The 10,478-nt window shown below is 63.9% G+C and carries 8 protein-coding genes; all 8 read left to right on the top strand.

Features of this window, described 5'->3' with window-relative positions; translation table 11 throughout:
- Positions 1 to 259 precede the first annotated feature (259 nt).
- Positions 260 to 886: a DUF4433 domain-containing protein gene (locus VIN30_RS06320; protein ID WP_326424188.1), complete on the top strand. Its 627-nt coding sequence runs from the start codon at positions 260 to 262 to the stop codon at positions 884 to 886.
- Between the two features lie 8 nt (positions 887 to 894).
- Positions 895 to 1,989: a macro domain-containing protein gene (locus VIN30_RS06315; RefSeq protein ID WP_326424189.1), complete on the top strand. Its 1,095-nt coding sequence runs from the start codon at positions 895 to 897 to the stop codon at positions 1,987 to 1,989.
- Between the two features lie 71 nt (positions 1,990 to 2,060).
- A complete protein-coding gene (locus tag VIN30_RS06310; RefSeq protein ID WP_338210141.1) occupies positions 2,061 to 2,954 on the top strand; it encodes an AzlC family ABC transporter permease in 894 nt (297 codons plus the stop codon).
- Entirely contained in the window at positions 2,951 to 3,280 is a 330-nt protein-coding gene (locus VIN30_RS06305) for an AzlD domain-containing protein (RefSeq protein WP_338210139.1), read from the top strand. Before VIN30_RS06310 ends, VIN30_RS06305 begins: the two co-directional genes overlap by 4 nt.
- Positions 3,281 to 3,365: 85 nt before the next feature.
- On the top strand, positions 3,366 to 5,408 hold the full coding sequence (locus VIN30_RS06300; RefSeq protein WP_338210137.1) for an ABC transporter ATP-binding protein: 2,043 nt from the start codon (positions 3,366 to 3,368) through the stop codon (positions 5,406 to 5,408).
- Positions 5,405 to 7,306, top strand: coding sequence for an ABC transporter ATP-binding protein (locus VIN30_RS06295; RefSeq protein WP_338210135.1), 1,902 nt, complete (start codon positions 5,405 to 5,407; stop codon positions 7,304 to 7,306). Before VIN30_RS06300 ends, VIN30_RS06295 begins: the two co-directional genes overlap by 4 nt.
- A 580-nt stretch (positions 7,307 to 7,886) precedes the next feature.
- Positions 7,887 to 8,720: an HAD family hydrolase gene (locus tag VIN30_RS06290; RefSeq protein ID WP_338210146.1), complete on the top strand. Its 834-nt coding sequence runs from the start codon at positions 7,887 to 7,889 to the stop codon at positions 8,718 to 8,720.
- Between the two features lie 206 nt (positions 8,721 to 8,926).
- Entirely contained in the window at positions 8,927 to 10,441 is a 1,515-nt protein-coding gene (locus VIN30_RS06285) for a ribonucleotide reductase subunit alpha (protein ID WP_338210133.1), read from the top strand.
- Positions 10,442 to 10,478: the final 37 nt, after the last annotated feature.

Raw genomic sequence — 10,478 nt, 5'->3', positions numbered from 1 at the left:
CTTCGTCGAGGCGCTCCGGAAGGGAAGTTTCAGCGGCCCCGTCACTTGGCGGGGCCGCTCTCTTTTTTGCAAAGGGAGAAGGTCAGATTTCGGGCGTTCTTTTGTACGGCGTTGCTCCTCGCTAGACAATAAGCGGTAGAGAAAAATGCTCGGGTTGTTACGCCGCACTTTCTGAGAAAGACAGAGCTCTTTCCTTGTATAAAACGAACATTAGTACTATAATGCTGAAGTGATCTTGTTGATCGAGGAGGGAGGAACGATGGGGGCCGTAGCTCGTGCTTACGCCGAAAGAATAGGAGACAGAAAACTTCAATATATAACTCCTATTGCCAATACTCCTTCCATTATGCAATATGGAATTCTGAGTCATCACGGGGCTTCGCAATTGGCTCATATCGATATATCGCTCGGAGATGTGCAGCGAAAGCGATCCAAGAAGGAAGTCGTGGTGGGGCGAACGCAGCTTCATCAGTATGCGAACCTCTATTTTGACGCACGTAATCCCATGATGTATCGGAGGAGGTCCGAACGGTCTTCCCTGTGTGTGCTCTCGGTATCGTGCGATGTGCTTGATATTGCCAGCACGGTTGTGGCGGACAGGAACGCTGCTTCGGATTATGCGCGTTTCTTTTCTCCCATGGCGGCATTGGATGCTCTAGATTTCGCTTCTGTATTCGCGCGTGATTGGACGGATCCGCGCGCTCCTGTCTTCTATGAAAAAAGGTCAAAGAAATGTGCCGAGGTGCTTGTTTTAGACTGCGTTCCTCCGAATCTTATTGTTGACGCCTGTGTGCTTTGTGAGGCTTCCGCGGAGCAGCTCAGCGGCAAGATCGGCGCTGGCTCGGGTTTTTGCGTTAAAATCGACCCCGATCTTTTCTTTGAATAGGAGCTGCAATGCGGGTTCTCATCGGCGATATGTTTGAAAGCAACGCATCAGCGCTTGTCAATACGGTGAATTGCGTCGGAGTCATGGGCAAAGGCATTGCCTCGATCTTCAAACGCCGTTTTCCCGAAAACTACAGGGATTATCGCTTCCGTTGCAGTCACGGTATGGTGAAGCCGGGCGAACCCTATATCTTCTCGGGGCTTATAGGGCCAGCTGTCATTAATTTTCCCACGAAGGACCATTGGCGTTCGCCTTCTCGTTTGAGTTATGTTGAGCGTGGGCTAGACTGGTTCGCAGATAACTGGGATTCCTTGGGAGTGGATTCGGTGGCATTTCCTCCCTTGGGATGCGGAAACGGCGGTCTCAGATGGGAAGATGTGGGACCGCTCATGTACCGTAAACTTAAGGATATTCCCCTTGATATATCGATATACGCCCCATATGGAACCCCGCGAGGGCAGCTGAACACCTCATTTCTTGCCCAAGCATGTGCTCCTTATTCCGAGGTGGGCAGATACTCCGGGCGCTATAACCGCAAATGGGATCTTGTCCTTGCGGTTATCCAAGAACTCGATTCGGATAGCCTGTCGCTTTCCGTGGGTCGGACGGCCTATCAAAAAATTTGTTATATCCTTACGCGGTCGGGCGTTGCGACGGGCTTCGTGTTTGGAAAAGGGGATTACGGACCTTTTTCCGTGCAAGCCAAAGATGCGCTCTCCGCAATGGCGAATTGCAACTATATTACGGAAACGACTCTGGGACACATGATCCGGTTGAGCCCCTCTGATGGCTTCGTATTCGATCCTGGTCGTTTTACGGCCGCTGAACTTGAAGCCGTTCGGGTCACTGTCGACCTGTTTAGCCGTATTCGAGATACGCGCGAAGCGGAAATTGCATCGACGTTGATCTTCGCTCATGATCAACTGAAAAAAGCAGGTGGGCTTATTTCCGAGGAACAGATTATCGATTATGTGATTGCCTGGAAGCCTCATTGGGCCTCCGAGACCGTGCGAAGGGAATTGACCCGGGCTCTCTTCCAACTCGCAGCGCTTGGTGTGATTGGTGTGCAGCAACTCACGTACATTCCTGAAGAAGATTTTTAAGGGGTGTTCTTTTGTGCGGTTGCGCAAACGGGTGGTGCGCGGGGCGGGGCGGATGGCTATAATGGGGTGCTATGTTTTCTCGCGAGCACATATTGTCGGCGTTCTCGGCGGCGGCCCCCATTATGCTGGGCTACGTGGCCATCGGGCTGCCCTGCGGCATTCTGTCGAACACCATTGGGCTGAACCCTTTGCAGGTGTTTCTGCTGTGCGCTCTTCTGTACTCCGGCGCGGGCCAGTTCATGATCTGCAACATGTTCCTGGCCGGCTCGTCTATTCCCTCCATTGCGGCCAGCGTTTCGCTGGTGAACACGCGGCAGATGCTGTACGCCGCCTCGTTCGCTCCCACCTGCGAGCATGCTCCGCGTTGGCTGGCAGCGCTGTTCGCCGCCACGGTGACCGATGAGTCCTACGGGGTGAACACGCAGCGTTTCGCCGAGGGCAACTGGTCGGTGGACCGCGCGCTGATGGTAAACGTGTTCTCGCAGAGCTCATGGACCATTTCGAACGTGATCGGCTGCGTCGTGGGCGCGGCGGTGGCCATTCCCGTGAACATCGCGGCCTTCGCCATGACGGCCATCTTCATCTGCCTGTTGGTTACTCAGAAATTCACCTCGGCCAACATCGTGGCCATGGCCGTGGCGGCGCTCGGCGTGTACGTGTGCAAGGCATGCGGGCTTTCCGGCCCCGCCATCCTCATCGGCGCGGTGGCCGGCGTGGTGTGCGCCATGGCTTTCTCCCTCACGCTGGGGAAGGGCGCCGAAGCCGCGGGCGGCCTAAAGGCCGCCCCTACGGGGAGCGCGGCAGGGGATTGCGGCGTTCCTGCGGGGAATGCGACCAGCGATTGCGACGTTTCCTCGCGCCATCCCGAGCGGGGCGCCGAAGGCGACCACCCCTTGTGCCATCCTGGGCACAGCGCCGAAGGCGCGGAGCCGAGGGATCTTCCCCGAGGCGGTGATGCCCGATGAGCTGGACCGAGTTCTGGATCGTGCTTGCGGGCTGCGTGCTGGCCATGTGGGCCTGCCGCATCATCCCGCTGTTCCTGCTGAAGGGGCGTGCGCTGCCCGAGAACCTTGAGCGGGCCTTGGGATTCATCCCGCCCGCGGCCTTCGCGGCACTCGTGGCCAACGACCTTCTAAACCCCGGCATGTTCGATGCTGGCATCTGGCCGGCCGCCATTCCGCTCGTGGCCGCCGTGGCCGCGGCCATCGTGGCCGCGAAGAGCAAGTCGCTTCTGTGGACGGCCGTGGCCGGCGTGGGCGTGTACGCGGCGCTCGCGTTCTTCGCGGTGTAGGCGGGACGATGAAGGGCCTCGTGCGCATCGAACACGCCGCTTGCCCCGGCCGCCTTGGCATCGTGGGCATGAACGGGGGTGCGCCGTGGGCGTGATCCGCTTTCTGGGGCAGCACAAGGGCGCGGTGGCCCTCGTCATGCTGCTGCTGGCGTTGAAGGCCGTGTGCGATCTGGCCTTGCCGGTGTTCACCTCGCAGATCGTGGACGTGGGCATCGCCCAGTCGGGTGTGGAGGACGTGCAGGCCCTGGAGGGCTACCGCGCCGCCGGCGTCGATCTGTTCCCCATGCAAGTATCCTATCTGGTGCGCATCGGTGTGGTGATGCTGGTGGTGGCGGCCTGCGCCATGGTGCTGGATGTGGCCGTGAGCTTCGTGGCCTCGCGCACCGGCGCGGCCATCGGGCGCGATCTGCGCAGTCGGCTGTTCTCCCGCATCGTGGCCTTCTCCGACGCCGAGATCAACCGTTTCTCGGCCGCCTCGCTCATCACCCGAGGCACCAACGACGTGGTGCTCATCCAGAACGTGTGCACCATGATGCTGCGCATGGTGCTGTACGCGCCCATTCTCGCCATCGGCGGCGTGGTCATGGTGATGGTTACGAACCCCCAGCTGGGTTGGATTGTGGTGGTGGCCGTGGCGCTGGTGTTCGCGGTCATCGCGGTGCTGTTCCGCTTCACCCTGCCGCGCTTCAAGATCATGCAGAAGCTCATCGACCGTGTGAACCTGGTGGCGCGCGAGATGCTCACGGGCCTTGCCGTGGTGCGCGCCTTCAACCGCGACGCCTACGAGGAGGAGCGCTTCGACGGCGCCTCGCGCCGCCTCATGCGCACCCAGCTGTTCACCAACCGCGCCATGGCGTTCATGATGCCCACCATGATGCTGGTGATGAACCTCACCTCGGTGGCTATCGTGTGGTTCGGCTCCGGCGCGGTGGCCGCGGGCAGCCTGCAGACGGGCGACCTCATCGCGTTCATCACCTACGCCATGGTCATCATCATGGGGTGCCTCATGATGGGCATGATCTCCATCATGCTGCCGCGCGCCGACGTGGCCGCCCAGCGCGTGTTGGAGGTGCTGAATTGCGAGTCCTCCGTGCGCGACCCTGAAGGCGGTTGCGGCGATTCCCCGGATGCCCCCTCGCGCGCAGATTCCCTGGGCGATCCTTCAGGCACCCCCACGTGCTCAGGCAAGTCCTCGCTCGGCGGAACAGCCCACCGGGCTGTTCCGTTCGCTGCGGAATCTGCGCGCGAGGGGGTGCCTGAAGGATCGCGGAAAGGGGAGACTGCGCCGGCTGCTTCCAAGCCGCCGTATGGCCTCGATGCGGTTGCGGAAGGGGCGCGCATCGAGTTTCGGCACGTGTCGTTCCGCTATGAGGACGACACCGCCGACGTGCTGCACGATGTGTCGTTTACGGCCGAGCCGGGCCAGGTGGTGGCCATCGTGGGCTCTACGGGATCGGGCAAGTCCACCGTGGTGAAGCTCATTGAGCGCTTCTACGACGTGTGCGGGGGCGCGGTGCTGGTGGATGGCGTGGACGTGCGCGCCTGGCGCCAGGCCGACCTGCGCGCCCAGCTGGGCTACGTGCCGCAGAAGGCATTCCTGTTTGCGGGCACTGTGGCCAGCAACATTGCCTACGGCGATGAGGCGGCCACCGACGACGACATCCGCGCGGCGCTGGCGGCGGCCGAGGCCCTGGCCTTCGTGGAGGAACGCGACGAGGGCCTGGCCGCCCCCATCGCTCAGGGTGGTTCCAACGTGTCGGGCGGCCAGCGCCAGCGCCTGGCCATGGCGCGGGCTCTCGTGCGCCGCGCGCGGGCCTACCTGTTCGACGACTCGTTCTCGGCCCTCGACTACACCACCGATGCCCGGGTGCGGGCGGCCCTTGCCGCCTACGCGGCCGGATCCACCCAGATCATCGTGGCCCAGCGCATCTCCACAGTGCTTGCGGCCGATCGCATCGTGGTGCTCGACGAGGGCCGCGTGGCCGGCGTGGGCACCCACGACGAGCTTCTGGTCACGTGCCCGGCCTACCGCGAGATCGCTCTCTCGCAGCTGACGGAGGACGAGCTGGGACTGGGCGCTCTGCCTGCGACTGCTTCCGACCCGTGCGGGAAGGGGGGCGCGCGATGAGCGGACACCCCTCCTTTATTCCCAAGGGCGGCCCGTCCGGCCCGCGCCGAGGTCCCGGAGGGCCGGGCGGCCATGGGCCCGCCGGCCGTATGATGGGCGGTGAGAAGCCCCTGCACTTCGGTGCCACCATGCGGCGCATGCTGGGCTTCATGGGCCAGTTCAAGGGGCGTCTTCTGCTGGTGCTCCTCTTCGCCATCGGTTCCACCGCCTTTTCCATCGTGGGGCCGAAGGTGCTCTCCGAGGCTACCACGGTGCTGTTCGATGGCACGGTGGCCGCGGCGGCCGGCGCCGGCTCCATCGATTTCAACGCTATTGCGCATATCCTTCTGGCCACGCTGGCGCTGTATGTTGCCTCGGCGGTGTGCGCCTGGGTGCAGTCCTGGGTGATGAGCTACATTTCCCAGCAAACGTGCTACCGCCTGCGCGATGCCATTGCCCGTAAAATAGAGCGGGTGCCCTTCGGCTACTTCGAGAAGAACTCCACCGGCGACACCCTCTCGCGTATCACCAATGATGTGGACACCCTGGGCCAGAGCCTGAACCAGGGCGTCACCCAGCTGATCACCTCGATCGTCACCGTGGTGGGCGTACTGGTGATGATGCTGTCCATCAACCTGGTGATGACCCTGGTGGCGTTGGTGATGATACCTGTATCTATCCTGTTGGTGTCCCTGGTGGTGCGCCTGTCGCAGAAGCACTTCGTGGCCCAGCAGCGTCTGCTGGGGGCGCTGAACGGCCAGGTGGAGGAAACCTGCTCGGGGCATGCGGTGGTGCGCGCCTTCGGGCGCGAGGGCGCCACGGTGGAAGCCTACGAGCGCGATAACGAGGCCCTGTACAATGCCGGCTGGAAGGCCCAGTTCCTCTCGGGCCTCATGATGCCGGTGCTGGGATTCGTGGGGAATCTGGGTTATGTGGCCGTGGCGGTGTCGGGGGCCTTCTTCGCTGTGACGGGCGCCATCACTGTGGGCGACATCCAGGCGTTCATCCAGTATGTGAAGAACTTCACCCAGCCCATCACCCAGCTGGCCCAGGTGTCCAATGTGCTGCAGTCGTTGGCTGCGGCCGCCGAGCGCATTTTCGCCTTCCTCGACCTTCCCGAGATGGAAGGGGAGGGCGAGGCCGTTGCCGGCAAGGCCGCTGCGAATGTGCCGTGCGATGTTGAATTCGACCACGTGCGCTTCGGATATGCGCCCGATGCACCGGTCATCCGTGATTTCTCGGCCCGGGCGGCCGCAGGGCAGACGGTGGCTATCGTCGGTCCCACGGGTGCGGGCAAGACCACTCTTGTGAAGCTGCTCATGCGCTTCTACGACGTGGATGCGGGCTCTATCCGCATCGGGGGCGCCGACATTCGCGACATGGCGCGCGCGGCGGTGCGCGATCAGTTCGCCATGGTGCTGCAGGACACCTGGCTGTTCTCGGGCACTATCCGCGAGAACATTCGCTATGGACGTCTTTTGGCCACCGATGCCGAGGTGGAGGAGGCGGCCCGCGAGGCGTGTGCCGATCACTTCATCCGCACGCTGCCCGGCGGCTACGATTTTGAGATAAACGAGGACGGCACGAACATCTCGGCCGGCCAGCGCCAGCTGCTCACCATCGCCCGCGCGCTTCTAGCCGACCGCCGCATGCTCATCCTGGATGAGGCCACCTCTTCGGTGGACACGCGCACCGAGCTGCGCATCCAGCAGGCCATGGACCGCCTGATGGAGGGCCGCACCTCCTTCGTCATCGCGCATCGTCTGTCCACCATCCGCCGCGCCGACCTTATATTGGTGCTGCGCGACGGCGACATCGTGGAGCAGGGCACCCACGACGAGCTGTTGGCCGCAGGCGGTTTCTATGCCGAGCTGTACGCCTCCCAGTTCGCCGCCTGCAACGATCGCTTCGAAGACTAGAAGCGTAGCCGCCCCGCCCGGAGGCGTCGCGCATCCGCAGGCCTCGTAGGGGGCGGCTTCAGCCGCCCCGCCCGAGTGGGCTTCTTCTGGCAGGGCGGCCTGAAGGCCGCCCCTACGCAGTCCCGTCCCGCCGCCGTGCACCGACCCGATGCCGCCCCGCCCTGCCGACGGTGCTCCGACCCGATGCCGCCCCGCCCCGCCGACGGCGCTCCGACCCGATGGCACCCCGCCCTGCCGACGGTGCTCCGACCCGATGGCACCCCGTAGGGGGCGGCTTCAGCCGCCCCGCCCGAGTGGGGGGCTTCTCCCAGGAAGGCGGCCTGAAGGCCGCCCCTACGAAGTTCTCGTCTCCTCGATCCCCCTGCCCGTGTTGGCGACGGCGTGGGACGCTGCTGGCCCAGGGCACCGCTGTCGGCGGCTTCGCGGCGATGCTGTCGCGACGGCGGCGATGCGGCACCGGGAAGGTAAAGGTTCTCTGTTGTTGGCCCGCGAACGGCCGCGACGGGTTCCCGATGAGATATTATGTCGGCTCGAACCGATTCGCATTGCCGTCGATATGTCGAAGGATTGTCGAGTGATCATGCCCATAGTGCCGAAACCCTCCGTGCTCGTGCCCGACGAGGAATGCGGCTGCGGCGCGGCCGCCCGTCTGCCCGAGGGCATCTGCCGCGTGACACCTGCCGCCCTGGGCGCCGAGCGCCTGCTGCCGGCCCAGCCCGTACGCGATGGGTCGGGCAAGGTGCAGGTGGCTGCATTCGACTTCGATGGCACCTGCATTCGCGGCAATTCCCCGGTGCTGCTCGTGCGTCATTTGGCGCGCCGACGCATGCTGAAGCCCTCGGTGATAGCCCGCATCATGGGGTGGGGGGCTTGCTACAAGGCCCGCCTTCCTCAGAACGAGAGCTGGGTGCGCGGCCTGGTGTTTCGCGCCTTCGTCGGTCAGCCGGCCGCCGAGGTGAACCGGTTCCTGCGCGATTTCTACGATCGGTTTATCGACGAGCGCTTCCGGCCCGATGCCGAGGCCGCGATGCTCGCCCATGAGGAGGCGGGCCATGCGGTGGTGTGCGTGTCGGCTACATTCGAGCCTATCGTAGCCGCCGCCATGCAGCGCCGCCCCATCCAGTACGCCATCGCCACCCGCATGAAGGTGGACTTCCAGGGCAACTACACCGACAAGGTGGAGGGCCTGCCCATCGAGGGCTCCCAGAAGGTGCAGGTGCTCTCGCAGTTCTGCGACGAGCGGTTCGGCGAGGGCCGATGGGAGCTGGCCTGGGCCTACGGCGACCATCATTCCGACCGCGCGCTTCTGGCCGCGGCGGCGCATCCCTGCGCGGTTACGCCCGACCGTCCGCTGACGCGCACGGCCAACGCCGAGGGCTACGAGATCCTCGATTGGCGCCAGGGAAGGAAGTAGGGCCGAGCGTGCCGCACCGCCGCTTTGCGATCTGCTGCGGAAAACAGCTTCGCTGTCCCGAATGCACCCCACCGAGGGAGAAGCTGTGCGCTGTGCGATGGAAATGCGAAAATACCCTATTCAAACGATCTTTTGTTCGATAGAATAGCCCCCAAAATACGATGAGCGGGCCCCAGCGGTCCGCAGCCTATGAGAGGTAGCAGCTTATGTTCGAGAACGTCGATGCGAATCTTCCGCCCTGCGGCGACGGGGCGCAACCTACGCCGGCCGACTATCTGGCCCAGGCCACGGCGGCGTGCGAAGCGGGGGACGCGCGCCTGGGACTGCATCTGTACCTGGCCGCCTTCGAGGAGGCCTCCGAGTCCGAGGTTCCGTCGGAGGATGCTATTTACGGCCTGAAGCAGGCGTGGCGGGTGGCGTGCTCCACGCGCGAGCGGGCGCTGGCCGAATACATTTTCGAGCGCCTGGAGCCCTATCTGTCCCACGACGAGATCGCGGCCTGCGCCGAGCAGCTGCAGGGTCTCGCCTTCGACCGCCTGGAGCAGTTCGGCATCTCCCGCGACGACATAGAGGAAATGACCGAGGCCCTATCCCAAGAGGCAGTGGGTATGATCATGGCCTCGCCGGGTGGCGCGGTGCCCCCGGTGTTGGCTGCTTCCGTCGCGGTGCCGACGCCTGAGGCCTCTGCGAAGGCGAAGGAGCCGAGTCGTCCGAAGAATGCGCCTTCGGCTTCGCCGGGGGCGGCTGGCGCGGGTGCGCCCCAAGGTTCTCCCGCCGCCGGTCCCGCGGCGGCGCCGGCCGATGCGCAGCCGGTGGACATCTTCACTTACGCCTCGCTGCCTGGCTTCACCGAGGTCGTCGAGCGCATGCGCGCCCTGGGCATCGGCCTGGCGGGCGACCCGGAATACGAGGCCTTCATCGCCATGCTGAACAGCCGCCACGGCTTCGAGGGCGCGCCGGCGGCCGACAACCTGCTGTTCTGCTCGCAGGCCCGCGAGGATGCGAGCCGCTTCATGATGGCCACTGTGGGCGAGCTGGGTCTTCCCGCCGTGCGCATGCGCATGGAGGAGAGCTTCCAGGGACTGCCCATGCTCTGCGTGACGGCCCAGGCCGCCGATGCCGACGGGCTGAATGCCTTGCGCCACGGCTTCGAGGGCGGCGGCGTGCTGGTGTTGGAAGACATCGACTTGTGGGGGTCGCCCATCGCCGAGATGTCCGACGACATGGCGGGATTCCTCATGGCCGCCATGTCCCGAGGCGCCCGCGAGGCGGTGAACCTTATTCGCCAGGCCGTGGAGAACCCCGATGTGTACGTGCTCGCCTCGGCTTCTTCCTCCGAGGTTATCGACCCGTTCTTCCTCGATCTGCTGTATCCGTTCACCTGCATCGATATCGCCTATCCCACCGAGGGCGAGCGCGCCGATATCTGGATGGACATTGCGCGCGCCCACCCTTCCATCCGTGCGGTGAACCGCGACGAACTGGTGCGTCTGTCGGCCCATATGCCCCGCTACGACATCTACATGGCTGCTCGTGAGGCCATCGAGGAGGCCTATAAGCAAGGTCTCATGCACCGTCGCTACCAGCCGGTTACCCGCGAGAACCTGTTCGACAAGCTGGCGGCCTACCAGCCGCTGGAGTCGGCCGAGTACGCCGAGTTGGAAAACGCCGTGGTGTCCGACTTCGCGGCCTCTCTCGGCGACTTGGACGAGCTGCTGTAGGGGAGCGTCGCCTTGACGGTTTCGGCAAGCAGAGGCG

This window comes from Adlercreutzia wanghongyangiae (assembly GCF_035989245.1).
Lineage (GTDB): Bacteria > Actinomycetota > Coriobacteriia > Coriobacteriales > Eggerthellaceae > Adlercreutzia > Adlercreutzia wanghongyangiae.
The sequence above is the reverse complement of the archived record's forward strand: the minus strand, read 5'-3'. Positions and strand labels throughout refer to the sequence as shown.

Bases quoted from the DNA above. Each gene is read 5' to 3' on its own strand.
- VIN30_RS06310 (WP_338210141.1), top strand. From the start codon at position 2,061: ATGTTTTCTCGCGAGCACATATTGTCGGCGTTCTCGGCGGCGGCCCCC.
- VIN30_RS06315 (WP_326424189.1), top strand. From the start codon at position 895: ATGCGGGTTCTCATCGGCGATATGTTTGAAAGCAACGCATCAGCGCTT.
- VIN30_RS06305 (WP_338210139.1), top strand. From the start codon at position 2,951: ATGAGCTGGACCGAGTTCTGGATCGTGCTTGCGGGCTGCGTGCTGGCC.
- VIN30_RS06285 (WP_338210133.1), top strand. From the start codon at position 8,927: ATGTTCGAGAACGTCGATGCGAATCTTCCGCCCTGCGGCGACGGGGCG.
- VIN30_RS06290 (WP_338210146.1), top strand. From the start codon at position 7,887: ATGCCCATAGTGCCGAAACCCTCCGTGCTCGTGCCCGACGAGGAATGC.
- VIN30_RS06295 (WP_338210135.1), top strand. From the start codon at position 5,405: ATGAGCGGACACCCCTCCTTTATTCCCAAGGGCGGCCCGTCCGGCCCG.
- VIN30_RS06320 (WP_326424188.1), top strand. From the start codon at position 260: ATGGGGGCCGTAGCTCGTGCTTACGCCGAAAGAATAGGAGACAGAAAA.